This is a genomic window from Microbacterium sp. zg-Y625, from assembly GCF_030246925.1.
Classification (GTDB): domain Bacteria; phylum Actinomycetota; class Actinomycetes; order Actinomycetales; family Microbacteriaceae; genus Microbacterium; species Microbacterium jiangjiandongii.
Window position 1 is genome coordinate 68,167 of the sequence record NZ_CP126740.1, and the last position, 26,887, is coordinate 95,053.

At 70.0% G+C, this 26,887-nt stretch carries 25 protein-coding genes; 14 read left to right on the forward strand and 11 right to left on the reverse strand.

The genetic code is table 11. The features are described 5' to 3' along the window. Positions 1-26 precede the first annotated feature (26 nt). Positions 27-1,346 (reverse strand): dicarboxylate/amino acid:cation symporter, encoded by a 1,320-nt coding sequence (locus QNO14_RS00335; protein WP_257506980.1) that lies wholly within the window; start codon positions 1,344-1,346, stop codon positions 27-29. A gap of 252 nt (positions 1,347-1,598) precedes the next feature. Here QNO14_RS00335 and QNO14_RS00340 point away from each other — a divergent pair, with 252 nt between their 5' ends. The 8 genes from QNO14_RS00340 (at position 1,599) to QNO14_RS00375 (ending at position 9,871) form a co-directional block, all read left to right on the forward strand. After that, complete coding sequence (locus tag QNO14_RS00340; protein ID WP_285184335.1) at positions 1,599-2,333, forward strand: FadR/GntR family transcriptional regulator; 735 nt, start codon at positions 1,599-1,601, stop codon at positions 2,331-2,333. A gap of 108 nt (positions 2,334-2,441) precedes the next feature. Next, positions 2,442-3,107 carry a YoaK family protein gene (locus QNO14_RS00345; RefSeq protein WP_257506978.1) on the forward strand — a complete coding sequence of 222 codons (666 nt, stop codon included), beginning with the start codon at positions 2,442-2,444 and terminating at the stop codon, positions 3,105-3,107. Beyond that, positions 3,104-4,189: an acetamidase/formamidase family protein gene (locus QNO14_RS00350; protein WP_257506977.1), complete on the forward strand. Its 1,086-nt coding sequence runs from the start codon at positions 3,104-3,106 to the stop codon at positions 4,187-4,189. Before QNO14_RS00345 ends, QNO14_RS00350 begins: the two co-directional genes overlap by 4 nt. Next, entirely contained in the window at positions 4,182-5,807 is a 1,626-nt protein-coding gene (locus QNO14_RS00355) for an AtzH-like domain-containing protein (RefSeq protein ID WP_257506976.1), read from the forward strand. The genes QNO14_RS00350 and QNO14_RS00355 overlap by 8 nt, the downstream gene beginning before the upstream one ends. Beyond that, complete coding sequence (locus tag QNO14_RS00360; RefSeq protein ID WP_257506975.1) at positions 5,804-7,039, forward strand: pyridoxal-phosphate-dependent aminotransferase family protein; 1,236 nt, start codon at positions 5,804-5,806, stop codon at positions 7,037-7,039. Before QNO14_RS00355 ends, QNO14_RS00360 begins: the two co-directional genes overlap by 4 nt. Further along, a complete protein-coding gene (locus QNO14_RS00365) occupies positions 7,036-8,346 on the forward strand; it encodes an allantoate amidohydrolase (protein WP_257506974.1) in 1,311 nt (436 codons plus the stop codon). The genes QNO14_RS00360 and QNO14_RS00365 overlap by 4 nt, the downstream gene beginning before the upstream one ends. 165 nt (positions 8,347-8,511) lie before the next feature. Continuing rightward, entirely contained in the window at positions 8,512-8,874 is a 363-nt protein-coding gene (locus QNO14_RS00370) for an ArsR/SmtB family transcription factor (protein WP_257495279.1), read from the forward strand. Position 8,875: 1 nt separating this feature from the next. Next, positions 8,876-9,871 (forward strand): SRPBCC family protein, encoded by a 996-nt coding sequence (locus tag QNO14_RS00375; protein WP_257506973.1) that lies wholly within the window; start codon positions 8,876-8,878, stop codon positions 9,869-9,871. A 31-nt stretch (positions 9,872-9,902) separates the two neighbouring features. On the opposite strand, the gene sufU is transcribed toward QNO14_RS00375, so the two are convergent. From sufU to QNO14_RS00400, 5 genes are all read right to left on the reverse strand, one after another. After that, a complete protein-coding gene (gene sufU, locus QNO14_RS00380; protein ID WP_257495281.1) occupies positions 9,903-10,367 on the reverse strand; it encodes a Fe-S cluster assembly sulfur transfer protein SufU in 465 nt (154 codons plus the stop codon). Next, complete coding sequence (locus QNO14_RS00385) at positions 10,364-11,674, reverse strand: SufS family cysteine desulfurase (RefSeq protein ID WP_257506972.1); 1,311 nt, start codon at positions 11,672-11,674, stop codon at positions 10,364-10,366. Before QNO14_RS00385 ends, sufU begins: the two co-directional genes overlap by 4 nt. A 73-nt stretch (positions 11,675-11,747) precedes the next feature. Further along, the gene (locus tag QNO14_RS00390; RefSeq protein ID WP_257506971.1) at positions 11,748-12,968 is read right to left on the reverse strand and encodes an amidohydrolase; all 1,221 of its coding nucleotides are present in this window, start codon (positions 12,966-12,968) and stop codon (positions 11,748-11,750) included. A gap of 9 nt (positions 12,969-12,977) precedes the next feature. Next, the gene (locus tag QNO14_RS00395; protein WP_257506970.1) at positions 12,978-14,024 is read right to left on the reverse strand and encodes a LacI family DNA-binding transcriptional regulator; all 1,047 of its coding nucleotides are present in this window, start codon (positions 14,022-14,024) and stop codon (positions 12,978-12,980) included. Between the two features lie 25 nt (positions 14,025-14,049). After that, complete coding sequence (locus QNO14_RS00400; RefSeq protein WP_257506969.1) at positions 14,050-15,732, reverse strand: glycoside hydrolase family 13 protein; 1,683 nt, start codon at positions 15,730-15,732, stop codon at positions 14,050-14,052. A gap of 88 nt (positions 15,733-15,820) precedes the next feature. Between QNO14_RS00400 and QNO14_RS00405 the strand changes: the two genes are divergently transcribed. Then, the gene (locus QNO14_RS00405; protein WP_257495286.1) at positions 15,821-16,345 is read left to right on the forward strand and encodes an adenine phosphoribosyltransferase; all 525 of its coding nucleotides are present in this window, start codon (positions 15,821-15,823) and stop codon (positions 16,343-16,345) included. Positions 16,346-16,381: 36 nt separating this feature from the next. On the opposite strand, the gene QNO14_RS00410 is transcribed toward QNO14_RS00405, so the two are convergent. The 3 genes from QNO14_RS00410 to purS are packed head-to-tail and all read right to left on the reverse strand — an operon-like array spanning position 16,382 to position 18,309. Further along, positions 16,382-17,314 (reverse strand): 2-hydroxyacid dehydrogenase, encoded by a 933-nt coding sequence (locus QNO14_RS00410; protein ID WP_257506968.1) that lies wholly within the window; start codon positions 17,312-17,314, stop codon positions 16,382-16,384. A gap of 42 nt (positions 17,315-17,356) precedes the next feature. Next, complete coding sequence (gene purQ / locus QNO14_RS00415; protein ID WP_257506967.1) at positions 17,357-18,064, reverse strand: phosphoribosylformylglycinamidine synthase subunit PurQ; 708 nt, start codon at positions 18,062-18,064, stop codon at positions 17,357-17,359. Then, positions 18,061-18,309 carry a phosphoribosylformylglycinamidine synthase subunit PurS gene (gene purS / locus QNO14_RS00420; protein ID WP_257506966.1) on the reverse strand — a complete coding sequence of 83 codons (249 nt, stop codon included), beginning with the start codon at positions 18,307-18,309 and terminating at the stop codon, positions 18,061-18,063. Before purS ends, purQ begins: the two co-directional genes overlap by 4 nt. A 259-nt stretch (positions 18,310-18,568) precedes the next feature. Here purS and QNO14_RS00425 point away from each other — a divergent pair, with 259 nt between their 5' ends. The 5 genes from QNO14_RS00425 (at position 18,569) to QNO14_RS00445 (ending at position 24,411) form a co-directional block, all read left to right on the forward strand. Further along, positions 18,569-19,837, forward strand: a complete 1,269-nt coding sequence (locus tag QNO14_RS00425; RefSeq protein WP_257506965.1) for an ABC transporter substrate-binding protein — start codon at positions 18,569-18,571, stop codon at positions 19,835-19,837. Between the two features lie 81 nt (positions 19,838-19,918). Continuing rightward, positions 19,919-20,974 (forward strand): carbohydrate ABC transporter permease, encoded by a 1,056-nt coding sequence (locus tag QNO14_RS00430; protein WP_257495291.1) that lies wholly within the window; start codon positions 19,919-19,921, stop codon positions 20,972-20,974. Beyond that, positions 20,971-21,885, forward strand: a complete 915-nt coding sequence (locus QNO14_RS00435) for a carbohydrate ABC transporter permease (RefSeq protein WP_257495292.1) — start codon at positions 20,971-20,973, stop codon at positions 21,883-21,885. The genes QNO14_RS00430 and QNO14_RS00435 overlap by 4 nt, the downstream gene beginning before the upstream one ends. 2 nt (positions 21,886-21,887) lie before the next feature. Next, on the forward strand, positions 21,888-23,375 hold the full coding sequence (locus QNO14_RS00440; RefSeq protein WP_257506964.1) for a GH1 family beta-glucosidase: 1,488 nt from the start codon (positions 21,888-21,890) through the stop codon (positions 23,373-23,375). 22 nt (positions 23,376-23,397) lie between these two features. After that, positions 23,398-24,411 carry a LacI family DNA-binding transcriptional regulator gene (locus QNO14_RS00445; RefSeq protein ID WP_257506963.1) on the forward strand — a complete coding sequence of 338 codons (1,014 nt, stop codon included), beginning with the start codon at positions 23,398-23,400 and terminating at the stop codon, positions 24,409-24,411. Between the two features lie 124 nt (positions 24,412-24,535). Here the strand turns inward: QNO14_RS00445 and QNO14_RS00450 are convergent, their stop codons facing one another. Then, the gene (locus QNO14_RS00450) at positions 24,536-25,879 is read right to left on the reverse strand and encodes a uracil-xanthine permease family protein (RefSeq protein ID WP_257506962.1); all 1,344 of its coding nucleotides are present in this window, start codon (positions 25,877-25,879) and stop codon (positions 24,536-24,538) included. An 82-nt stretch (positions 25,880-25,961) separates the two neighbouring features. Then, entirely contained in the window at positions 25,962-26,885 is a 924-nt protein-coding gene (locus tag QNO14_RS00455; RefSeq protein ID WP_257506961.1) for a phosphoribosylaminoimidazolesuccinocarboxamide synthase, read from the reverse strand. Positions 26,886-26,887: the final 2 nt, after the last annotated feature.

The window sequence follows — 26,887 nt, forward strand, 5'->3', positions numbered from 1 at the left end:
TGCCCCGGTGCTGACTGCGTGGGGCGTCAGACGGCGGCGTGGACCGCCTCGGACTGCTCCTTCGGCTTGCCATGCTCCTCGTGCTTGCCGAGGTCGAGGGAATCGGTGGTGCCTGTCTTCTTGCCGTCGTAGACGTCACGGTCGAGCTCGTTGCTGGCGTTGGCGACGAGCATGGCCACGAACGTATCGCCGTTGACGTTCAGGAACGTGCGGAAGATGCCGGTGAACCAGTCGACCGCGATCAGAAGGCCCACGGCCTCGAACGGCAGGCCGAGTGAGGTGGCGAGGAACGTCGCGACGACCGGGAACCCGCCGGGGACGGTGATGGTGCCCACGTTGAGCAGGATCGCCAGGGCCATGCCGAGGACGATGGTTCCGAGGTCCAGGGTGACGGCGCCCGACTGGGCGAGGAACATGACGACGATCATGTAGTTGAGCACGGCCCCGTAGGACCCCATCGTGAGGCCGACCGAGAGGGTGAAGTTCGCCACCCGCTGGCTGACGCCGACCTTCTCGGTCGCGGTCCGCAGCACGGTCGGGAACGTGACCGCGGAACTGGTGGTCGTGATGGCGATCATCGTCTGGTCGCTGAGCTTGGCGGGGAGTTTCGCGGGGTTCAGCCCGGTGCGCATCCACACCACGAGTACGAACAGGGCGAAGAGGATCAGCACGCCGAGGAGCGTCGAGCCGAGGTATTTGAGCGCACTGGTGACGACGGAGAACCCGACGGTTCCAGCGAGGTTCGCCAGCAAGCAGAACACGCCGATCGGAGCGATGAGCATCACGAAGCGGATCATCGTGAGCACGACCTGCTGAATCTGGTCGAAGAGGTCGAGCACGAGGCGGTTGCCGGTCTTGGCGATGTACGCGTTCAACGCGACACCGAACAGCAGCGAGAAGATGATGATCGGCACCATCGTCGCGGTGGACATGGCGGCGAAGATGTTGGTGGAGACGAAGTTGAGCAGGGTGTCCTGCCACCCGGTGGCTGCGCCTGCCGATTCCTGCAGTGCGGGGTCGACGCCGCCGGAGAAGTCGATCCCCGCGCCGGGTCGGATGACGGCGCTGATCCCCCACGCGAGCAGCGCCGCGACGACGGAGAACCCGATCATCCACTTGAACGTGCGGAAGGCCATCTTGCCCATCCCCAACCCGGTCATCGCCCCCGTGGCGACGATCACGGACGACATCACGAGCGGCACGATCGCCATCTGGATGAGCCGGATGAACAGGTCGCCGACGAACTTCAGGTTCGCCGCCCACTCTCCGACCGCCAGGCCGAAGGCGATGCCAAGGATCGCACCGACCCCAATCTGCAGAGCTGGGTTCTTCAGAGTGTTTTTCACGAGTCCTCCACTGGGATGCCGCCACTCACGGTGGCGGGCGGTCACCTCAACGTAAAAGCGAGAACTCACGACTTTGGGTGAATTGGTAGGACCGTAACGCACTGTTTACACACGACGCGGGTCACGTAACGGGCCAGAAACCCTCGGTCGTTCTGGGCGCATCCCTGGGCCTCATCCGCGCTCTCGTGAAAGACTCCCGAAACGTGGGTCCCCCCACGTCAGTCCGCGAACAGCAAGGGATGACGCCACAACGTGCCCGATAACCCAGACGCGATCATGGGTCCGCTGCAACGCACCCATGCCCTCATAGCCGACGACATCGTCGGCCATCTCGAGCGTCTCATCCTCACGGGCGCGCTCGCTCCGGGCGCGACGCTGCCGCCGGAACGGACGCTTGCCCGCAGCCTCGGCGTCTCGCGCAATGCACTCAGGGAGGCGCTCACCCGGCTCGATGGCCTCGGGCTCGTGGAGCGCAAGCAGGGCAGCGCCAATCGCGTCAGCCGCACGATTCCCCTCGCGTCAGCACTCGCTTCAGGACTTGACGGCGTGGCGGCGGAGTTTCAGCACTCAGCTGAGTTCCGGGCCGAGATCGAACCCCGGATCGCCCGGCTCGCCGCCCTCCGAATCGACGACCGGCAATTGACCGCCCTGCGTGACCTGTTGGATCGGTCCGCCCGCGAAACGGACTCCGAGCAGTCCGCCAGCTTGGATATCGGCTTCCACACCGCGATCGCCCACGCCACCGCGAACCCGCTGCTTGCCACCCTCGGTGAACTCACCGCCTCCTGGACGGTCAAAGCCCGGGTCTACTCCCACTTGGATGGCGAGGGGCGTCAGCTCTCTCACGCGGGCCACGCCCGCATCCTGGCTGCCCTCACCGCCCATGACGCGGAGGCCGCGGACTACGCCATGCGCATCCACCTCTCCGAGATCCGTGACGTCATCGACCGGGTTCGATCCGCCGAGCGGTCCGACCAATTCGGTTAGACTCTCGCTCACGCTGGTCGACACCTCGTCCCTATGGGTATCGACTGAGGAGGGAACCAGGTGCGGGTAAACAAGATGCGCTCAGCCGATGGCGTTTCGCCCGCTGATGTGTCGCTCCTTCTGATGATGGTGTTGACGTTCGTCACCGGTGTCGTCGATGCTGTCGGCTTCCTCGCGCTGGACCGGGTGTTCGTGGGGAACATGACGGGCAACATCGTGATCCTGGGAATGGCCGTCGCCGGAGCGGACGATCTGCCGATCCTCGGTCCGGCCATCGCTTTGGGTACCTTCACGCTGGGTGCGTTCATGGCCGGGTTTGTGCTCCGTCGCCGGAGGAAGGAGTGGGGCGGTGCCGTGACGGTGCTGCTGGCCGCGGGCGCGGCGGTCCTCGCCGGCTTGGGAGTGGCGTTCCTCGTGCCCGCATGGGCGGACTCCTGGCCCCTCGAGCTGGTGGCCTCCTCGCTGACCGCCGCCGTGATGGGGGTCCAAGCCGCCGTGGCCCGCAGCCTGGGAGTCGCCGACATGACCACCGTCGTCGTCACCTCCACCCTTACCTCGCTTGCAAGCGAATCCCTGGTGGAACGGGGGGCCAAGGGCCTGTGGAATCGACGGTTCGCCGCGATCGCCGTCATTTTCCTCGGTGCGGTCATCGGGGCACTGCTTCTGGTCTTCGGTCCCGCAGTCCCGCTTCTCCTCGCGGCACTGCTCACCGCCACCGTCGGGGCGGTCGGCCATCAGCGTCTCTTCACACCGGCGAAGGGGGCCGGCGCGTGAACATCCTGCAGCCGGGTGAGGGCGACCTGCCGGGTGACCACTACCTCCGCTCGACGCCCGATACGGTGCTGTGGGGTCGGCTCCCGTGTGCGACGGATGCGCCGGTCCTGCGCATCGCGGCCGGCCAGACCGTGACCATCGACACGGTCAGTCATGAGGGCGTCCTGGAGGATCAGGGGAAGGACCCGCTCGCGTACTTCGGCGCGCACGGCGTGGACCCGGCATCCGTCCTCCACGACGCCATCGAGATCGCCGCCTCGTTGTCGCGCGACCTCACGGTGGACGGTCCGCACGTTGTGACCGGTCCGATCTTCGTTGCGGGCGCCGAACCGGGCGATCTGCTTGCGATCACGGTCGAGCGGCTCGTGCCGCGCGTGCCCTACGGCGTCATCTCGAACCGGCACGGCAAGGGCGCGCTGGTCGGCGTCCTGCCACGGTCGAGCGGGAACGTCAGCGTCTTCACCCCCGTCGAGGAGCGGGACGGCGTGCACGTCGGCATGCTGCCCCTCGTCGACGGCGGCGACCGGGTCGTCGAGTTCCCCCTCGCGCCGTTCCTGGGCATGATGGGCGTCGCCGTCGCGGGGTCCGAGCGACCGCACTCCGTCCCCCCTGGTCGGCACGGTGGCAACATCGACATCAAGATGCTCGTCCAGGGGACGACCCTCTACCTTCCGGTGCAGGTTCCCGGCGCGCTCGCCTATGTCGGCGATCCGCACTTCGCGCAGGGCGACGGCGAAGTGGCGCTGACCGCGCTCGAGGCATCCCTTCGTGCGACCCTGCGATTCGACGTCCTGCCGCGCGCCGAGGCGCTGCGGGAGTTCGGCGAGGTGTCGGGCCCCCTGGTGCGGACCCCCGAGTACCTCGTGCCGACGGGACTCGACCCCGACCTGGACATCGCGATGAGCAAGTGCGTCCGCGCCGCGATCGAACTCATCTCCGCCCGCTGGGGGATGGATGAGCACCTCGCCTACGCCTACCTGAGCGCGGCGACCGATTTCGACATCTCCCAGGTCGTCGACATCGTGTGCGGCATCCATGCCCGCATCCGCGAAGCGGATTTCGAAGGAGTGCACCGTGGCTGACCAGCGCAGGACACTCGCCGACCCCACGATTCCGGAAGACCTCCTCACCGCCTTCGGGGATTACGAGCGCGCGATCCTGTCGAACGACCTCGAAGCACTCGACGCGGCGTTCGCCCCCAGCCCGTCCACGATGCGCGGCGACGGTGCGGGGCTGCTCGTCGGACACGACGTCATCAGCGCGTTCCGCGGTGCCCGAGGAGGAGTCGCGCCGCGCACCATCGAGCGGATCGAGTACCGGGCGCTCGGGACGGATGCCGCGCTCCTCGTCTCGGTCTCGCACTACCTGTCCGGCGGCACGGGTCTGCAGACGCAGCTGTGGCAGCGGATCGACGGGCGCTGGCTCATCACTTCCGCGCACGTGACCCCGCGCGCGCAGGCACTCGACCGGTCCGTGTGGCGGACGGTCGGCGACCCGCTCTACCAGGGGGCGTGGGACGGCCCGCTCGCCGGGCTCACGGTCGCCGTCAAGGATGTCTTCGCGATCAAGGGCTATCGGATCGGCGCGGGCAACCCTGCGTTCCTCGATGCCGCGAAGGCCGAGACGTCGACAGCGCCAGCCGTCGGCGACCTCCTGCGCGGGGGCGCGTCGCTTCGCGGCATTGCTCGTACCGACGAGTTCGCCTACAGCATCGCGGGTGACAACGCTCACTACGGGACGCCGCCCAACGGAGCCGTACCCGGAGCGCTTCCGGGTGGATCCTCCAGCGGCCCCGCCTCCGCCGTGCGCACGGGGCAGGCCGATATCGGCCTCGCGACCGACACGGCCGGGTCGGTGCGTGTCCCTGCGTCATACCAAGGGCTCTGGGGCCTGCGCACCACGCACGGGCTCGTTCCACGCCAGGGCCTGCACCCGCTCGCACAGTCGTTCGACACGGTCGGATGGCTGACGCGAGACGGCGCGACGATGCAGCGGGTGGCCGACTGGTGCCTCGGCTACGACGGGTCGGAGTCGACGCAGAGCGTCTACGGGGCCTCCGGCGCGGACCTGCCGTGGCGTCTTCTCGTGCCCGAGGAGATCCTCGCGGCGGCCGAGCCCGAGACCCGCGCGGCGTTCGACTCCCTCCTCTCGCGCATCGCGGCGTCCGACGATCCCCCCGCGCTCACGCGCGTGGGGCTGGGAAGCCTCGAGGACTTCTTCGAGCCGTTCCGCACCGTGCAAGGTGCTGAGGCCTGGCGCAACAACGGCGAATGGCTGCAGGCCAACCCCGGCGCCGTCGCGGCGGCCGTCGCGGAGCGCTTCCGAATCGCATCCGGTGTGACGCCCGAGGCTGAGGCATCCGCGCGTTCCGCGCTCGAGCCACTGCGCCAGCACATCAACCATCTCGTGGAAAGCGCCGTGCTGCTCATGCCCACCGTCCCGGGCCCGGCACCCCTGCGGACGTACGGCGGTGAGCGGATCGACGCCGTGCGGCAGGCGACCCTGCGGATGACGAGTCCCGCAGCCGTCGGCGGCCTCCCTGCGATCTCGGTGCCCCTCCTCACCGTCTCGTCACCGCTCGGATCCGCGCCGGTCGGCGTGTGTCTCGTTTCGCGAGCGGGGACGGACATCGCCCTCGTCCGCCTTGCGCGTCGCCTCGCGCGCCTCGTCGCCGACCCCCTCTCCCCGGAGCAGCCATGACTGACGCGCCCATCCCCGGCCCGATCGACCCGCCCGCCCGCCTCCTCATGGGGCCGGGACCGATTTCGGCCTATCCCAGCGTGCTGCGGGCGATGTCGGCGCCGCTCGTGGGGCAGTACGACCCCTTCATGACCACGACGATGCTCGAGACACAGCAGCTCTACCGTGGCGTGTGGGCGACCTCGAACGAGGCGACACTGCTCGTCGACGGCACGTCCCGCGCGGGGATCGAGGCGGCGCTCGTCTCGCTCATCCGCCCCGGCGACCGTGTGCTGGTGCCGATCTTCGGACGCTTCGGCCACCTCCTCGCCGAGATCGCCGAGCGCGCGATGGCAGAGGTGCACACGATCGAGACCGAGTGGGGCCAGGTCTTCCCACCGTCGGTCATCGAAGAGGCGATCGTACGCGTGCGTCCGTCGCTCCTCGCCCTCGTGCACGGCGACACATCCACGACGATGATGCAGCCGCTCGACGAGATCGGCGCCGTCTGCGCCCGCCACGGGGTGCTGTTCTACACCGACGCGACGGCATCGCTCGGCGGCAACGAATTCGAAACCGACGCGTGGGGACTGGATGCCGCGACGGCCGGTCTGCAGAAGTGCCTCGGCGGTCCGTCCGGCTCGGCACCGATCACGCTGTCGAGCCGGGCCGTCGAGATCCTGCAGTCGCGGAAGAAGATCGAAGCGGGCATCCGCGAGCCCGGCGACCCGTCGGCGCCCGACGCCGTCCGGTCGAACTACTTCGACCTCGGCATGATCCTCGACTACTGGGGGCCGCGCCGTCTCAATCACCACACCGAGGCGACGTCGATGCTCTACGGGGCGCGCGAGTGCGCCCGGGTCATGCTCCTCGAGGGCCGCTCCGCGGTGATAGCGCGGCACGAGCTCGCCGGCCGCGCCATGCTCGAGGGCCTGCGTGCGCTGGGGCTCGCCGTCTTCGGCGACGTCGCACACAAGATGAACAACGTCGTCGCGGTCGAGATCCCCGACGCGGTGCCGGGAGATGTCGCTCGCGCCGCCCTTCTGGAGGACTTCGGCATCGAGATCGGCACGTCGTTCGGACCGCTCCACGGCCGCGTGTGGCGAATCGGCACGATGGGCTACAACGCGCGCAAGGACGCCGTCCTCACGACTCTCGCGGCCCTCGAGGCAGTCCTGATGCGCCATGGCGTCGCGGTGCCCGCGGGCGGCGGCGTCGAAGCCGCGACCGCCGTGTACGCGGGGGCGGTGTGACCGTCCGGCTCGACGCGACCCCCGACCAGGTCGCGACGGCGGCCCGTCGGGTCATGGCCCGCTGTGAGGAGCTCGCGCGCGTCACCTCGGCCCCTGGGCGGATCGAGCGTGTCTACCTCTCGCCGGAGCACGCGCGGGTGAATCGGCTGGCGGCCGAATGGATGCGCGAACTCGGAATGACCACGCACCAGGATGCCGCGGGCAACCAGATCGGACGCCTCGAGGCGGCAACCGGCGCGATCCCGGACCGCGACGCACCGGCTCTCTTGATCGGCTCCCACCTCGACACCGTCCCTGACGCCGGGCGATACGACGGCATCGTCGGCGTGCTCATGGGCCTCGAAGTCGTGCGCCTGCTGCGAGTACCGGCACCTGACGACGCATGGCGCTCGCCGTTCCCGTTCGCCATCGAGGTCGCTGCGTTCTCCGACGAGGAGGGGACGCGGTTCGGGAAGGCGCTGCTCGGCTCGTCCGCCCTCGCGGGCACATGGGACGACGACTGGTGGCGCCTGACCGATGCCGACGGCACAACCCTGCGCGAGGCCTTCCTCGACTTCGGCCTCGATCCGACGCGGTTGGGCGAGGCGGCGCGCCGCCCCGGCGACCTTGTCGGCTACCTCGAGGCCCACATCGAGCAGGGGCCGGAGCTTGATCGGCGCGGGGAGTCGCTCGCTGTCGTCTCCTCGATCGCGGGAGCCCGCCGCTTTCAGCTGCTCGTGGAGGGCGAGGCCCGTCACGCCGGCGGTACGCCTTACGACATGCGTCGCGACGCCCTGCTCGGGGCGTCCGAGGCGGCGCTCGCCATCGAAGCGATCTGTCGTGCGGAGCAGCACATCATCGGGACCGTCGGCCAACTCGAGGTCTTCCCCGGCGCCGTCAACATCGTTCCCGGGCAAGCTCGGCTCTCGGTCGACCTGCGGGGTGAGTTCGACGGTGAGCGCGACCGCACATGGGCGGCGATCTCCCGCGAGCTGGACGCGATCATGGGGCGCCGCGGGCTGAGGTGGTCGGGACATCAGGTGCACAGTGCGCCGGCCGTCTTCTGCGCGCCGATCCTGCAGGACGTCATCCGCGAGGGCATCGTCTCGACGCTGCCGCCCGGATCCGACGCGCCCGCCACGATCTTCAGTCGTGCCGGGCATGACGGCATGGCGCTCGGCGCCGTGACCGACGTCGGAATGATCTTCCTCCGCAATCCCGACGGCATCAGCCATCATCCCGACGAGGCCGTTTCAGCAGCGGACGTCGCCCTCGGTATCCGCGCCCTCGCCGAATCCGTCCTCCACCTCGCCGCCGAACCGAGATGAGCCCGGGGGATCGAAGCGACGCCGAGTGAGTATTCGCGACGCCGAGTGAGTATTCGCGTCGCCGAGTGAGTATTCGCGTCGCCGAGTGAGTATTCGCGTCGCCGCGCCAGCGGGATCCGGTCCAGGTCTTGACGCCGCCCTCTCGCGGGTTTAACGTGCAACCAAATGGTTGTACGAATTGAGTTGACCGATGATGAGACCGACCGCCTGTTCCACGCGCTGGCGGCGGCGACGCGGCGCGACATCCTGCGGCGGACGCTCGAACACGAGCAGTCCGTCTCGGCTCTCGCGACCGCCTACGACATGTCGTTCGCCGGTGTGCAGAAGCACGTCGCCGTGCTCGAGGCTGCCGGTCTCATCGTCAAACGCGCCGAGGGACGCGAGCGGCTCGTGCGGGCGGATCCGACCATGATCGCCCGAGCACGCGCACTCCTCGCGGCCTACGAAGACCTCTGGCGCACCCGCATCGACCAGCTCGACGAGCTGCTCGCCGAACCCACCTCTCCCTCAACGACGCAAGGAGAATGACATGCCCGTCACCGAAGTCACCACCGACCCCGAAGCCCTCACGATGACCCTCATCGCCGACTTCGCGGCCCCCGTCGAGCGCCTCTGGCAGGTGTTCACCGATCCGCGTCAGCTGGAGCGCTTCTGGGGACCTCCCGGCTGGCCGGCCACGTTCACGGCGTTCGACCTCACCGCCGGCGGTCGCGCCAGATACCACATGACGAGCCCGCGCGGCGAGCAGTCCCACGGCGTCTGGGAGTTCCTCGCGATCAACGAGCCCACCGGGTTCGACGTGCTCGACGGCTTCGTCGATGAGAACGGCGAGCCGCAGGAGGGGATGCCACCGGCGATGCGGATGACGTTCGCGTTCGAGCCCACGCCCACCGGCTCCCGGCTGCGCAACGTCACGCACTTCACCTCCGCGGACGCGCTGGACGCCGTGGTGGCCATGGGGGCGATCGAGGGTTCGACCATGGCGATGAACCAGCTCGACCGCGTGCTGGCCGGGCTCCGCGAGTACGCGCAGGGCAGGGGCACTCAGGTGGAGCTCCTCGACGACACCCGCGTGCGCATCACCCGTCTCATCGACGGCGCCATCGATCTCGTGTGGCGCGCGCACCAGGACCCGGAGCTGCTGCGGCGCTGGATGCTCGGCCCCGACGGCTGGCGCATGAGCGTCTGCGAGGTGGACCCCGCCGTCGGCGGCCGCTACCGGTACGAGTGGGAGCCGGTGAACCCGGATGCCGGTGAGCGCTTCGGCTTCGACGGCGAAACGCTGCTGTCGGATCCGCCGCGTCGCGCCGTCACGACCGAGCACATGACCGGAACCGACTATCCCTCGACCCTCAACGACCTGAGCCTGGAGGAGGAGGACGGCGCCACGCTCGTCACGGTGCTCATCGCGTACCCGGACCGCGAGACCCGCGACGCGGTGCTGGCGACGGGCATGGCCGACGGCATGGAGTCGAGCTACGCCCGGTTGGAGTCCGTGCTCGCCGGCGACGTAGCGACCCGCTGACAGCCCCGCGCTCGCCGCCCTCGGTCCGCGGTCAGGCCCGGGGCAGCGCGTCCTCGAGGGCCACCCACGCCAGCATCGCGCACTTCACGCGTGCGGTGAACTTCGAGACGCCCGAGAGCGCCGTGGCGTCGCCGTAGACGTCCTCGTCGAGCTCGAGCTTGCCGCGCGAGCGCAGCACCTCGCGGAATCCCCCGATGAGGTCGATCGCCTGCTGGCGGCTCATGCCGCCGTCGGCCTCGACGCGGTCGTCCACCAGCGAGGCGAGCATGGATGCCGACGCCTGCGAGATCGAGCAGCCGGAGCCGTCCCACGTGACCGAGGTGAGGGTCTCGCCGTCGTCGGAGACGCGCGCGCGCAGGGTGATGTCGTCGCCGCAGATGGGGTTGTGCTGGTGCGACGTGGCCGTGCGGCCGTCCTCTGGGGCAAGGCCACGGGCGTGCGGGTGCTTCGAGTGATCCAGGATCAGCTCCTGGTAGAGGGAGTCGAGGGTGCTCATGCGGTGGCTCCTTCCACGCCGAAGTACGCCCGCACGCCGGACACGGCGTCGAGGAAGCGGTCGATGTCGTCGTCGGTGGTGAACACCGATGCCGAGGCGCGCACCGACGCGGTCAGGCCGAATCGCGCGTGCAGCGGCTTGGCGCAGTGGTGGCCGACGCGCACGGCGATGCCTCGGGCGTCGAGGAACTGTCCCACGTCGTGCGCGTGCACGCCGGCGACGTCGAAGGAGGCCAGTCCGATGCGGTCGACGTCGGCGCCGGGGTCGCCCAGCACCCGCACGCCCTCGATCGCGTCGAGCCTGCTGATCAGCCGGCGGCCGATCGCACGCTCGTGGGCGTGCACGGCATCCATGCCGATGGCGTCGAGGTAACGCGCCGCGGCGGCGAGTCCGATGGCCTGAGACACCGGCTGCGTGCCGGCTTCGAACTTCTGCGGTGCGGGCAGGAATCCCGCCTCGTCGAGGGTGACCGTGGTCACCATGGATCCGCCGGTCAGGAAGGGCGGCAGAGCCTCGAGCACCTCGGTGCGCCCGTACAGCGCCCCGACTCCGTAGGGTCCGAGCATCTTGTGCCCCGAGAACGCGGCGAGGTCAACGCCCAGCGCAGGCAGGTCGAGCGCCACGTGGGGAGCCGACTGGCAGGCATCCATCACCGTCAGAGCACCGACCGCCTTGGCCAGCGCGACGATCTCGATGACGGGGTTGACGATCCCCAGCACGTTCGACACGTGACTGAACGCCACGACCCGCGTGCGCTCGCCGATGACGGAGGCGGCGGCAGCCATGTCGAGCGTGCCGTCGTCCTGCACCGGGATGTGGCGCAGCACCGCCCCGGTGCGGGCGGCCAGCTCCTGCCACGGGATGAGATTCGCGTGGTGCTCGGCCTCGGTCACGACGATCTCGTCGCCGGCGCGCAGGGCGAAGGGGGCGGATGCCGGCGCGCCGCGTCCGGCGGTGGCGTTGCCGATCGAGTAGGCGACGAGGTTCAGCGCGAGGGTCGCGCCGCTGGTCCACACGAGGTTCTCGGGCTGCGCGCCGACGAAGCCCGAGACGGTCTCGCGGGCGTCTTCGAAGAGCTCGGTCGCCTCGGCGGCCAGAGTGTGTGCGCCGCGGTGCACCGCGGAATTGGCGCGGGTCAGGAAGTCGATCTCGGCATCCAGGACGACCTGCGGTTTCTGGCTGGTCGCGCCGGAGTCGAGGTAGACGAGGGGTTCGCCGTTCACCTGCTGTCCGAGGATCGGGAAGTCGGCGCGCAGGGCGGCGGCGTCGAGGACCCGTTCGGGGGTGGAGGGGATTGTGGCACTCACCCCTCCAGGCTACGCCGCGCGCGCGTGGCGGGGGTCGCCGGCGCGGTCAGCAGCCGACGGCGCGGAACGCGCGTCAGGACGCGGAGAGGAACTCCCGCGCTGCGACCACGAGGTTCTCGACGCCGCGCTCGATCGTGGGGTGCAGCACCGGCGCGAAGAAGGGGGAGTGGTTCGTCGGGATGTCCTCGTCGATCGTCCCGCCCGCGGCGGCCGCGGCGTAGACCTGGGGGTCCACGCCGCCCCAGAACCAGAACACCAGCGGTGCGCCGCCGCGGCGGGCGAACCACGAGACGTCCTCGCTGCCGGTGAACATGCCCGGGTCGATCACGGCGTCCTCGCCGAAGCTGCGCTCGAAGGCGGAGACGAGGCGGGCGGTGGCATCCACGTCGTTGATGGTGGGCGGCAGAGAGTGCTGAACGGCGATGACGGGCGGCTCCTCCGCGCCGGATGCCAGTGCCTCCGCTCGCACGACCCGTTCGACCTTCGCCATGATGCGCTCGCGTGCCGGCTCGTCGGTGTAACGCAGGCTGAGCTCGAGCTTCGCCTCGGCGGGGATGATGTTGTTCTTCAGGCCGGCGTGGATGGAGCCCACCGTCACGACCGCCATCTCGCGCGGGTCGACCTCGCGCGACACGACCGTCTGCAGCCGCATGACGGTGGCTGCCGCCATGACGACGGGGTCGATCGTGGCGTGCGGACGCGAGCCGTGGCCGCCGCGACCGAGAAGCGTCACCGTAAGCCCGTCGGATGCCGCCATCTGCGTGCCGCTGCGCACCCCGATGAGGCCGGCGGGGAGCGGGGTGAGGTGCTGGCCGAGCACGATGTCGGGGCGGGGGAAGCGGTCGAGCACGCCGTCGGCGATCATCGCCTCGGACCCCGCGCCGTACTCCTCGGCGGGCTGGAAGACGGCCACCACGGTGCCCGACCAGGCATCCGTCGTCGCCTGCAGTCGCTCGAGGGCGCCGAGCAGGGCGGTGACGTGCATGTCATGGCCGCAGGCGTGCATGACGGGGACGTCCTGACCGGACGGGTCGATGCCCCGTGCGGTGCTGGCGTAGGGCAGGGCGGTGCGCTCTTCGACCGGAAGGCCGTCCATGTCGGCCCGCAGCCAGACGACCGGTCCCGCGCCGTTGCGGATCACCGCGGCGACGCCGGTGCGCCCGATGCCCTCTTCGAACTCGATCCCCAGCTGCTCCAGGTTCCGGGTGACGACCCCGGCCGTGCGGGTCTCCTGGAAGGAAAGCTCCGGGTGACGGTGCAGATCGATGTAGAGGGCTTCGAGGTCGATGCTCATGGCCAGAGCCTACGGGGCGCCGCCGGCGGCGCGACGGAACGCGGCCGCACCCGGTCTCGGAGCCCCGGTAGACGCCCGCACAACGAGCTCGAACGGCAGCGCAGCCAGCGGCGTCGGGGCCTCGAGCGCGGCGAGCACCGCCTCGGCGGCCCGCAGGCCCTGGTCATGCGGGAACTGGTCGACCGTCGTCAGCCCGAAGAACCCGGAGAGCTCGTGGCCGTCGACGCCCACCACCGACACGTCTCCGGGCACGCTCAGCCCCAGGTCGCGGGCGGCGATCATCGCGCCGATCGCCATCTCGTCGGATGCCGCGAAGATCGCGGTCGGCCGGTCATCGCGGTCCAGCAGCCTCATGGCGGCCGCATGCCCGCCCTCGATCGTGAAGTCGGCCTGCTCCTGACGGGCGGAGGACCGGGGGATGCCGGCATCCGCAAGCGCCAGCTCGAACCCGCGCCGGCGCAGTGACGGGATGTGCTCCCGGTCGGTGCCGTCCTCGGCGCCGTGCACGGTGCCGATGTGCGCGAGGGCACGGTGACCCAGCCCGGTGAGGTGTCCGGTGGCGAGCCGCGCGACGGCGACGTCGTCGACCGAGAGGCTCGGCAGCGGCGGCTGGGCCGCCCCGAGCGCCACGACGGGGAGCCCGAGGCCGGCCAGGCGGCTCACCTCGGATGCGTCGAGCGACATCGCGATGGCGATGACGCCATCCACGCGCCGGCGGCGCAGGAACGTCTCGAACACCGCGGCCCGCTCGACCGGATCGTCGGTCAGCGCGTAGAGGGTGATGTCGTACCCGGCGCTCTGCAGGCCCGACGCGATGCCGGCGAGCACGGTGGAGAAGAACCACCGGTCGACCACCGGCAGCAGCACCCCGATGTTGCGCGCACGGCCCGAGGCCAGGCTCGAGGCGGGCGCGGAGACGACGTACCCGAGCGCCGCGGCGGTGTCGAGCACGCGCGAGCGGGTGCCGGCCGAGACCTGCCCCCGCCCGCTCAGCGCGCGCGACACCGTCGCGGTGGAGACCCCCGCCGCGCGTGCCACCTCATCGATGCTCACCATGGCGTGGGGTCTCCAGGGGTCCGCGTCAGATCGACCGCAGCCACACCGTGGTGTCGGCGGGGAGAATGCCGTCGGAGACCGGCTCGCTCGCGACGATGAGCTCTGCCGTCGGCAGCTCCACCGGCGTCTCGCCGATGTTGGAGATGACGGTCACGTCGCCGTTGCGGAAGGCCAGCACGTCGTCGCCGTAGCCGTCCAGCCACTCCAGCGTTCCCGCGCCGAGCCCGTGCGCGCGTCGCTCGGCGAGCAGGGTGCGGTACAGCGACAGCGTCGAGTCCGGGTCGCCCACCTGCTGGTCGCGGGCGAGGGTCGCCCACTCCGCCGGCTGCGGCAGCCAGGACTGGCCGGTGGGGCTGAAGCCGTAGGCAGGCGCGGCCGCGTCCCACGGAATCGGCACGCGGCATCCGTCGCGGCCGTAGCGCTCGCCCTCGGTGCGGAACCAGGTCGGGTCCTGACGGGCGTCGCCGGGCAGGTCGATGACCTCGGGAAGCCCGAGCTCCTCGCCCTGGAAGATGTACGCCGATCCCGGCAGGGCCAGCATCACGGTGGATGCCGCGCGGGCGCGGCGCAGGCCCAGCACCGGCTCGGGCTGGCCGGGGGAGTCCGGGCCGATGCCATGGCCCTGGGGGTTCTCGGCCGTCAGCGCCAGGCGCGAGGCGTGGCGGACGACGTCGTGGTTGGACAGCACCCAGGTGCTGGGGGCGCCCACGGCGGGGTAGGCGCGCAGCGACTCGCTGATCACGGTGCGCAGCTCCGCGGCATCCCACGGGGTCTCGAGGTAGGCGAAGTTGAACGCCTGGTGCATCTCGTCGGGGCGCACCCACTTGGCGGTGATGTCCACCGTCGGCAGCCATGCCTCGGCGCACAGGGCCCGGTCGCCGTCATACTCGGCGAGCACCTTGTGCCAGTCGCGGTAGATGTCGTGCACGCCCTCCTGGCCCCAGTAGGGCACCTCGGCGGCGTCGCCGCCCATCGAGCCGCCGTGGGGGTCGGGGGTGTAGTCGGGCAGGCCGGGGGCCTTGACCAGACCGTGGGCCACGTCGACGCGGAAGCCGTCGACGCCACGGTCGAGCCAGAAGCGCAGGATGCGACGGAACTCCTCCTGCACGACGGGGTTGGACCAGTCGAAGTCGGGCTGCGACGAGTCGAACAGGTGCAGGTACCACTGGCCGGCGGTGCCGTCGGGCTCGGTCACGCGCGTCCATGCGGGGCCGCCGAAGACGGACTCCCAGTTGTTGGGGGGCAGCTCGCCGTTCTCGCCCTTGCCGTCGCGGAAGATGTAGCGCCCGCGCTCGGGGCTGCCGGGGGCGGCCGCCAGAGCCTCCTGGAACCAGACGTGCTGGTCGGAGGAGTGATTCGGCACGAGGTCCGCGATGATGCGGATGCCACGGGAGTGCGCGGCCTCGATGAGGTCGTCGAAGTCCGCGAGCGTACCGAAGAGCGGGTCGACGTCGCAGTAGTCGGACACGTCGTAGCCGGCATCCTTCTGCGGGGAACGCTGGAAGGGGCTCAGCCAGATCGCGTCGATACCGAGGGCCTGCAGGTCGTCGATGCGGGAGGTGACGCCGGGCAGGTCGCCCACGCCGTCGCCCGAGGCGTCGGCGAAGGATCGGGGGTAGATCTGGTAGATGACGGCGGTGCGCCACCACTCGGATCCGGGGCGGGAGTCCGCAGCGGCGGCGCCGGGAAGGGTGTCGGAGAGTGTCATGGGGCCATGCTACTGCAAGCGCTTACAGTCGGGGTTGCTGGGCGGCTGCTCCCAGGGAGGTCGGCGGCGCCGCGCGTAGAATCGGCCGGTGACCCCCGAACCCGCCGCCCTTGCGCGCGCCGACTCGCTCATCCGCACGATCCCCGACTATCCCGAGCAGGGCGTGCTGTTCCGCGACGTCACTCCCCTCTTGGCGGATCCCGCCGCCCTCCGCAGCGTCGTCGACGCGATGATCGCCCCCTTCGAGGGTCGGTTCGACGTGGTGGCGGGCATCGAGGCGCGCGGCTTCCTGCTCGCCGGGGCCATGGCCACGGTGGCCGGCGTGGGCCTCGTGCCCATCCGCAAGGCGGGAAAGCTCCCGAGGCCGGCGGCGTCGGTGGCGTACTCGCTCGAGTACGGCACGGCTGCCATCGAGGTGCATGACGACATCCCCGAGGGCACGCGCGTGCTGCTGGTCGACGACGTGCTCGCCACGGGCGGCACGCTGGTGGCCGCTCACGAGCTGATCGGTGCGATCGGCGGGGTCGTCATCGGCACGTCGGTGCTCATGGAGCTCCCGGGCCTCGGCGGTCGCGAAGCCGTGGGTGACGTCTACGCGGTCTTCACCGCCTGAGGGCGACCGTCGCGCGTCGTGCGCTGCCGGCGCCGCTCAGGTGCGCACGACGACGTTGAGAGGCTCCTCGCCGGCGAGCATCCGTTCCACCTGGCGCCGTACGAGGGCCGCGATCCGAGGGCGCATGGCGCTCGAGGCGCCGCCCACGTGCGGGCTGATCAGCACCCCGGGCGTACCCCACAGGGGGTGGCCCTCGGGCAGGGGCTCGGGGTCGACGACGTCCAGCGCCGCGCGCAGCCGACCCGACGAGGTCTCGGACACGAGGGCGTCGGTGTCGACGAGGGAACCGCGGCCCACGTTGACGACGAGCGCGCCATCCGGCAGCAGCGCGAGCGTCTCGGCGTCGAGGATGCCGCGGGTCTCCTCCCCACCCGGCAGCGTCAGCACGACGATCTCGGCCTCGGGGAGCAGAGCCTCGAGCTCGTCGATGCCGTGCACCCGCACGCCGTCCTCGTCGCGGGCGGTGCGGGCCACGACCGTCAGGTCGACCTCGAAGGGCAGCAGCCGCGCGGCGGTGGCCTTGCCCACGCCGCCGTAGCCGATCAGCAGCACGCGGCGGTCGGCCAGGCTCTGGGTGAACTGCGGCTTCCAGACCCCGTCGCGGGTGTCGACGGCGAAGTCGTCGATGTGGCGCTGGGCGGCGAGGATGAGTCCGACCGTGAGCTCGGCCGTCGAGGTCTCGTGCACACTCGCGGCGTTGGCGAAGACGAGGCCCTCCGGCAGCTTCTCAGCGACGCCTTCGTAGCCGATGGACTGGCCCTGCACGAGCCGCGGGGTGACCGCGGCCAGCAGCTCGTACGGGGTGTCGCCGTTCATGTACGGCGGAACGACGATGTCGATGTGATCGCGGGGCGCGTCGCCCGACAGATCCCACAGGACAACCTCGGCGCCGTCGGGCGCCGGGGTGAGGTCCTCCGCGAGCTGCTCGGACGGAACGCTGACGAGAAGGGGAGGGATGCCGGTGGTCATGCTCCGACGATAGTCACCCCTGGGGCGCGCGGGCCCGGACGATCAGGCTGCGGCGCCCACGACCGCGGCGACGGCCGAGGTGAAGAACGGCAGGCCGTCCACCCCGGAGCGCATGGCGCGGGGTGTGGCGGGACCGAAGCCGGGCTCCACGGCGTGCTCGGGGTGCGGCATGAGACCGAAGACGTTGCCGCGCTCGTTGGTGATGCCCGCGATGTCGCGGAGCGACCCGTTGGGGTTCACCCCGAGGTAGCGCAGCGTCACCAGACCCTCGCCCTCGAGGCGGTCGAGCTCGGACTCCGCCGCGACGTAGCCGCCGTCGGCGTTCTTCAGCGGGATGACGATCTCCTGGCCGGAGGCGAAGTCGCTCGTCCACGCGGTGTCGTTGTTCTCCACGCGCAGCCGCTGGTCGCGGCGGATGAACTGCTGATGGGCGTTGCGGATCAGGCCGCCGGGCAGCAGGTGCGCCTCGACGAGCATCTGGAACCCGTTGCAGATGCCGAGCACGGGCATGCCGCGGTTCGCGGCATCCTTCACCTCGGCCATGATCGGCGCGAGCGCCGCGATGGCTCCGGCGCGCAGGTAGTCGCCGTAGCTGAAGCCGCCGGGGAGCACGAGGGCGTCGACGCCCTCGAGGTCGTGGGAGCCGTGCCAGAGGGCGACCGGCTCCGCGCCGGCGATCTGGATGGCGCGGCGGGCATCGCCGTCGTCGAGCGAGCCGGGAAAGGTGATGACCCCGACGCGCACCGTCATTCGACGACCTCGATGCCGACGACGTCCTCGATCACCGAGTTCGAGAGCACGTCGTCGGCGATGCGGCGGGCGGCGGCGAGCGTCTCGTCGGTGACGTCGCCCTCGACGGTCAGCTCGAAGCGCTTGCCGATGCGGACGTCACCGAACCCCGTGACGCCGAGGCGCGTGAGAGCGCCGGCGACGGCCTTCCCCTGCGGATCCAGCAGCTCGGCCTTGGGCATGACGTCGACGACGATGGTGGGCATGGTGAGGCTCCGGATGTCGCGGGAAGGGTGCCCGCCCAGTCTATGGGCGCCGGCCCGCGGTGCGGTCCCCGATCGCGTGGGGGCGTGCGGCACTCCGCGCAACGGGACGTTATAGAACTGTGATCGCGCGTATGGGAGCGCTCTCTTGACGCTCGTGGGAGCGATCCCATAGCCTGACGTCCAATCGGTGAGAGCGCTCCCACCCGAAGGGGGCGACGGCCGCGGACCCGCAAGACCCACCACCACAAAGGAGTGACACGTGAAAACACGCGCACTGCGACGCACCGCCCTTCTGGCCGGCGTCGCGACCACAGCAATCGTCTTGGCCGGCTGTGCCGGTGGCGGCGGCGACACCGGCGACGGCGGCGACGCCGACGGCGCGCAGACGCTCACGCTCGCGACGTTCAACGACATGGGCTACTCGGACGAGCTTCTCGCGGAGTTCACCGAGGAGACCGGCATCGAGGTCGTCCACAACAAGGCGGCCACGTCCAACGACGCGCGGGCGAACTTCTTCCAGAAGCTCGGCAAGGGTGGCCTCGCCGACGTCGAGGCCGTCGAGGTGGACTGGTTCACCGAGATGATGAAGTACTCCGACCTCGTCGTGCCCGTGCCCGACGACCTCAAGGGCCGCTGGCTCGACTGGAAGGAGGCCGCGGCCACCGACGCCAACGGCAACCTCGTCGCCTACGGCACCGACATGGGCCCGCAGAGCATCTGCTACCGCGCCGACCTGTTCGAAGCGGCCGGGCTCCCCACCGATCGCGAAGAGGTCGCCCAGCTGTTCCCGACGTGGGATGCCTTCTTCCAGGTCGGCGCCGACTACGTCGAGAAGACCGGCACCCCCTTCATCGACTCGACGAACTCTGTGCTGCAGGGCCTCGTCAACCAGCTCGAGCTCGCCTACGAGGACCCGGACGGCACGATCATCGCCGCCGAGAACCCCGACATCCGCGCCGCCTACGACGAGGTCGTAGACAAGGCGATCCCGATCTCTGCGTTCCCCGGTCAGTGGAGCGACGACTGGTACGCGGCCATGGCCGGTGGCGAGTTCGCCGCCATGCTGTGCCCGCCGTGGATGCACGGCATCATCGCCGGTGAAGCTCCCGACGTCGCCGGCTGGGACATCGCGAACGCGTTCCCCGAGGGTGGCGGCAACTGGGGCGGCTCGTACCTGGTCGTCCCCGCCGACGGAAAGAACACCGAGGCTGCGCAGCAGCTCGCCGACTGGCTGACCGCCCCCGAGAACCAGATCAAGGCTTTCGAGAACGCCGGCACCTTCCCCAGCCAGATCGAGGCACAGGACAGCGAAGCGGTCACCTCGTACACCAACGAGTACTTCAACGGCGCTCCGACCGGGCAGATCGGCATCGACCGCGCCAACGCGATCACGGTGTCCACCTACAAGGGCGCGGACTACTTCAAGTACCACGACGCCCTGCAGAACGCGATCACCCGTGTCTTCGACGGCCTCGAGGACAAGGAGACCGCCTGGGAGACGTGGCAGACCGAGATCAGCAGCTTCTGATCTCGGCATCAGCCCACTGACCCACGGGGTGCGGGTCGCACTGTGACCCGCACCCCGTTTCCCCGACGAAGAAAGGCGATCGTGACCGCTACCGAATCCCGCCCGCAGGTGCGCCCCGCTGCGGCGGACCCGCCGCCGCGTCAGCCGCGGGTCATCTCCTTCTCGCACCGGCTGAGCCGGTGGGATCTGAAGGTCTCCCCGTACCTGTACATCTCGCCGTTCTTCATCATGTTCGCGATCGTGGGTCTGTTCCCCATCGCGTACACCGCCGTCATCTCGTTCATGGATTGGGACCTCGTCCGCAACTCCGGCGAGTTCGTCGGCTTCGACCAGTACGTCTGGATCCTCACGCAGCCGCACTTCTGGACCGCGCTGCGCAACACCTTCAGCATCTTCGTGCTTTCGAGCGTCCCGCAGCTGCTGCTGGCGATCTTCATCGCCTCGGTCCTGGACCGCAACATCCGCGCCAAGACGTTCTGGCGCATGAGCGTGCTGGTGCCGTACGTCGTCGCCCCCGTCGCGGTCGGCCTCATCTTCAACGCGATGTTCGCCGACAAGTCGGGCCTCATCAACAGCTGGCTGCAGCTGGTCGGCATCTCGGCCATCCCGTGGCACGTCGACCCCTTCTGGAGCCACGTCGCCATCGCCACGATGGTGAACTACCGCTGGGTCGGCTACAACACGCTCATCCTCTTGGCCGCCATGCAGGCGGTGAACCGGGACTTCTACGAAGCCGCCACCGTCGACGGCGCGGGTCCCATCCGCCAGTTCTTCAGCATCACGATGCCGTCGCTCAAGCCGACGCTCATCTTCGTGATCATCACCTCGACCATCGGTGGTCTGCAGATCTTCGACGAACCGCGCGTGTTCGACCAGTTCGGACGCGGCGGGTCCGCTCAGCAGTGGCTCACGATCACCCTCTACCTCTATGACATCGGCTGGGGGCAGTGGGACTTCGGCCGCGCCGCGGCCATGGCATGGATCCTGTTCATCATCATCCTGGGCATCGGCCTGATCAACCTCCTCGTAACCCGCACGCTGGTGCGCGATGAGGGCATGCGGTCCGGGCTCAGCAAACGCCAGCAGAAACGGGCCGCGCGAGCGGCCAAGAAGCAGGTCAAGGAGTCCCAGCGATGAGCATCGGCACGCCTCCGCCCCTCGCGATCGTCGAAGAGGGCATTCCCAACGCGGCCAAGCGCCGCCGCGGAGCGAAGACCATCCGCATCCGCGGCTCCCGGCCGGGGTTCTGGGTCTACGGCACCCTCGGCGCCGTCTTCCTCTCGGCCGTCTTCCCGCTGTACTGGTCCTTCGTCATCGGCTCGGGAGACGCCACCACGCTGCGCGGCCCCTTCCCGTGGGTGCCGCTGGGCAACTTCATCGAGAACGCCACCGCGGTGCTGAACAACCCCGCCGTGAACTTCTGGCCGGCGCTGTGGAACTCGATCTACAGCTCCTTCCTCATCGCCGCCGCCGTCGTGATCACCTCGACCTTGGCGGGGTGGGCGTTCGCGAAGCTGCGGTTCCTCGGCGGGCCTGCGCTGCTGGTGTTCGTCGTGGCCACGATGGCCGTCCCGCAGCAGCTGGGCGTCGTGCCGCTGTACATCCTGTTCTCCGACCTCGGCTGGACCGGACAGATCGGCGCCATCATCATCCCCGCCCTCACCAGCGCCTTCGGGGTGTTCTGGATGACCCAGTACCTGCGTCAAGCGGTGCCCGACGAGCTCATCGAAGCCGCCCGGGTCGACGGGGCGTCGATGATCCGCACCTTCTGGACGGTAGGCGTGACCGCGGCGCGTCCTGCCGCAGCCATGCTGTTCCTCTTCACCTTCGTGGGGTCGTGGAACAACTTCTTCTGGCCGTTCATCGTGCTCGACCGGCAGAACCCCACCCTCCCGGTTGCGCTGTCGCTGCTGCAGTCGAACTACTTCGTGGACTACTCCGTCGTGCTCGCCGGCGTGGTGCTGGCCACCGTCCCGCTGCTGCTGCTGTTCATCTTCGCGGGCAAGCAGCTGGTCAGCGGCATCATGGCCGGGGCGGTCAAGGGGTGAGCATGAGCACGGTGACCCAGGAGCAGACTGGTCTCATGACGAGCGCTCGACCTTTCCCCACCGACTTCCTCTTCGGCGCCGCCACCGCGGCGTACCAGATCGAGGGAGCAGCCCATGAGGACGGGCGGCGGGACTCCATCTGGGATGCCTTCTCGCGTGTTCCCGGTGCCGTCATCAACGCCGACAACGGCGACGTCGCCTGCGATCACTACCACCGCTACCGCGACGACGTCGCGCTGATGAAGCGCATGGGCCTGCAGACCTACCGGTTCTCGACGTCCTGGTCGCGCGTGCGACCGGACGGCGGAGCGCTCAACCCGGCGGGCGTCGACTTCTACAAGCGGCTGGTGGACGAGCTGCTCGATGCCGGCATCCTCCCGTGGCTGACGCTGTACCACTGGGACCTGCCGCAGGCGCTGCAGGAGCAGGGCGGCTGGACGAACCGCGACACGGCGGACCGTTTCACGGAGTACGCCCTCGACATGCACGATGCCCTCGGCGACCGCGTGCAGGCCTGGACGACGCTCAACGAGCCGTGGTGCTCGTCGTTCCTCAGCTACACCGCGGGCCTTCACGCGCCCGGGCATCAGAGCGTGCGCGAGGGAGTGCTCGCCGCGCATCACCTGCTGCTCGGACACGGCCAGACCGTGCAGGAGCTGCGCCGCCGGGACCCCGCCCTGCAGCTCGGCCTCACGCTGAACCTGACGGTGGCGGATGCCGTGGACCCGGCGGATGCCGCCGACCGCGACGCCGCGCGACGCATCGACGGCCAGTTCAACCGCTGGTTCCTCGACCCGATCTTCCGCGCCGAGTACCCGGCGGACACCGTCGAGGACATCCGCCGGGTGGATGCCGGAGCCATCGCCGCGCTCGAAGAAGCGGTGCGCCCGGGCGACCTCGAGACCATCGCCTCGCCCATCGACACCCTCGGTGTGAACTACTATCACGGCGAGTACGTCGGCGGGCGTCCCCCGGCCGTCCCGGTCGACGGTGGCGACGCACCCACGGAGCGGCAGGGATCCTCGCCGTTCCCCTCGCACAAGGGCATCCACTGGCACGACCGTGGCCTTGCCCGCACATCGATGCACTGGGAGGTGCAGCCCGAGGGGCTGACCCGCCTGCTGCAGCGCGTGCAGGACGACTACACCGGTCGGCTGGGCATGCCGTTGTACGTCACCGAGAACGGCGCGGCCTACGACGACGTCGCGGTGGAGGAAGACGGCGAGACGCGGGTGCACGATGCCGACCGTGTCGAGTTCGTGCGCGGGCACCTCGGGGCGATCCTCGATGCGCAGGATGCGGGCGTCGATGTGCGCGGATACTTCTACTGGTCGCTGCTGGACAACTTCGAGTGGGCCTGGGGCTATGAGAAGCGGTTCGGCATCGTGCGCGTGGACTACCAGACTCAGACGCGAACCGTGAAGGACAGCGGCCGCGAGTACAGTCGGATCATCGCGGCGCGGGCACTCGACGTCCCGCCCGCCGGATAGCGGCGACGTCATCGGGAGACGCATGGGCACGGACGAACTGCGCGGCACGGTGACCATCGAGGAGGTCGCCGCCGCGGCGGGGGTCTCGAGGTCGACGGTCTCGCGTGTGGTGAACGGATCGACCGCGGTCAGCCCGGCTGCGCTCGACGCGGTGAACCGCGCCATCGCCGAGCTGAACTACGTGCCCAACCGGGCGGCACGGTCGCTGGCCAGCAGGCAGACGCTCGCGATCGCGCTGGTGGTCCCCGAGGACACCACCCGGTTCTTCGGCGACCCGTTCTTCGCCGCCGTCGTCTCGGGCATCAACGCCCGCATCAACAGGTCGGACTACGTGCTGAACCTGATCATCGCGAGCGACGACCCCCGCGACAAGACGACCAGCTACCTGCGCAGCGGCGCCGTCGACGGCGCGATCATCGTGTCGCACCACACCAGCGACACCTTCATCGACCGCATCGCCGCCGCCGTTCCCGTCGTCTACGGCGGGCGGCCGGTGCGCGAGCGCGAGCGCGACTATTACGTGGACGTCGACAACGTGGCGGCCGGTCGCAGCGCGACGCAGCACCTGATCGACAGTGGCCGGCGACGTATCGCCACCATCACCGGACCGCTCACCATGCCGGCCGGCGTGGACCGGTTGCAGGGCTATCGCGACGCCCTGGCCGCGGCAGGGCTGGCGGAGGCGGGGGTCGAGGACGGCGGGTTCACCCCTGACGGCGGGGCGCGGGCGATGACGCGGATCCTGGAGTCCGGCGCGCCGGTGGACGGGGTCTTCGTCGCCAGCGACCTCATGGCCCGCGGCGCGCTCACCGTGCTCGCGCGCGCCGGCATCCGGGTGCCCGACGACATCGCCATCGTCGGCTTCGACGACTCGCCCGTCGCCACGACGGTGACGCCGGCGCTGACGACGGTTCGACAGCCGTCCTACGCGCAGGGGGAGCGGATGGCGTCGATCCTGCTCGACCTGCTCAACGGCGGCCGGCCGCAGCACGTCACGATGCTCGACACCGAGCTCGTGGTGCGCGACTCCGCCTGACCCGGGCGGTTCGCCGCCCCTCGTCGCTGAAACCGCAACTGGCGGCCGAGACGTGGGGAAACAACCACTGTCTCGGCCGCCAGATGCGGTCTCACGGTTCGCGCCGGAGCGCGCGCGGGGCGCGCTACTCCTGCAGGTCGCCGCCCAGCTGGCCGACGGCGGGGAGGGGGCCGCCGTCGTCGGCGCCGGTGCGGCGCCAGCGGGCGATGGCATTGCCGCCGTGGTAGATCGCCAGCGCCGCGACCGTGCCGAGCACGATGGCGCCGAACTGCAGCGAGCCCCAGTCCATCGTGAAGCCGGCGATCGCGATGATGAACGACACCGCGACGGTGTACTGGTTCACCGGGCGGGAGAAGTCCACGCGGTTGTCGACCCAGATCTTGATGCCGATGACGCCGATGAGGCCGTACAGCGCCGTGGTCACACCACCGAGCACGCCGGCGGGGATCGTGTTGAACAGCGCGCCGATCTTCGGGGAGAACGCCAGCAGGATCGCCACGGTGCCGGCCACCCAGTACGCCGCGGTCGAGTACACGCGGGTGGCGGCCATGACGCCGATGTTCTCGCCGTACGTGGTCGTCGCCGAACCGCCGAAGCCGCCCGCGAGCACCGTCGCGGCGCCGTCGGCGATGAGCGCGCGGCCGGTGTGCTTGTTGATCGAGGGGTCCTCGGTCATGGTGGCGACACCGCGCACGTGGCCGACGTTCTCGGCGATGAGCACGAGCACGACGGGCAGGAACATCGGCACGAGCGCCCACGCGGCGGGGTCGGTGAGACCGGCCAGGTGGAACTCCGGCAGCCCGATCCACGCGGCCTCGTTGACCGAGGTGAAGTCGATCTGACCGGTGAAGGCTGCCACGAGGTAGCCGACGATGACGCCCAGGAAGATCGAGATGCGCCCGAGGAACCCGCGGAAGAGCACGCTGAAGAGCACGACGGCCACGAGGGTGATCGTGGCGAGCTCCGGCTGCAGCGTGAAGTTGTTCCAGGCCGCGGGCGCGAGGTTGAACCCGATCAGGGCGACGATGGAGCCCGCCACGACCGGCGGCATGAGCTTCTCGATCCACCCGGTGCCCAGCGCCTGCACGACGAAGCCGACCGCGGCCAGCAACACGCCGGCAACGACGACGCCCACGAGCGCCTGCGTCAGCTGCTGGGGGGTCTCCAGCGCCTGGCCGCTGTTCAGCGCCGTGATCGGCGCGATGAAGGCGAACGACGACCCCAGATAGCTGGGCAGGCGGTTCTTCGTGATCAGCAGGAACAGCAGCGTGCCGAGCCCGGAGAACAGCAGGGTCGTCGACACCGGGAAGCCGGTCAGGATCGGCACGAGGAAGGTGGCGCCGAACATCGCCACGACGTGCTGTGCGCCGATGGCGACGGTCGCGCCCCAGCTCAGACGTTCTTCGGGCTTGACGACGGCTCCGCGTTCGACGTGGCGGCCATCACCGTGCAGGCGCCAAATTGCCATGGGACTCCTCGGGTCAGAAGAACAGGGGGGAAGACGAATCCCATTATCTGGGAAAAACCTGTGAAGTCCTGCGTGTGTGACGTCAGATTCCCGTGAGTCGCTCCAGCAGTTCCTGATATCGCGCGGCGGTGCGCTCGATGATGTCGGCCGGCAGCGCCGGCGGAGTGCCCTGTTTGTCCCAGTGGGCCGCCAGCCAGTCGCGCACGATCTGCTTGTCGAAGCTCGCCATGCGCTCGGCGGGGGTCGTGCCGGACTGCCAGGCCGCGGCATCCCAGTAGCGCGACGAATCACTGGTCAGCACCTCGTCCGCCAGGGTCAGCACGCCCTTGGCGTCGAGGCCGAACTCGAACTTCGTGTCGGCGAGGATGAGGCCGTGCCGTTCGGCGGTGGCCGCAGCCCGGGCGTAGATCTCCAGCGACGTCGCCCGCAGCTCCTCGGCGCGCTCGCGTCCGACGAGCTCCACGGTCTGCTCGAACGAGATGTTCTCGTCGTGCTCGCCCATCGGGGCTTTGTACGCCGGGGTGAAGAGCGGCTCGGGCAGGCGGTCTCCGTCGCCGAGGCCGGCGGGCAGCGGGATGCCGCACACCGTCCCCTGCGCCTGGTACTCGCTCCACCCCGAGCCGGTGAGGTATCCGCGCACGACGCACTCCACCGGCAGCATGTCGAGCGAGCGCACCACCATGGCGCGCCCGGCGACCGCATCGGGCACGAGCGAGTGCGGTTCGTCGTCGTCGCCGAGCACGGCCGTCGCCGCCAAGTGGTTCGGGATGCCGCGGCCCCCGTCGCCGCCGGCGAGCTGATCGAACCACCAGAGGCTCAGCGTGGTCAGCAGCACCCCCTTGCCGGGGATGCCGGGCTCGAGCACGTGGTCGAACGCGCTCACGCGGTCACTGGCGACCACCAGCATCCGATCCGCCGACCCGGGGGTGGCGGCGGAGGGGACGTACAGGTCGCGCACCTTGCCGGAATAGACGTGGCGCCAGCCGGGCAGCTCGGGGGAGGTCACCC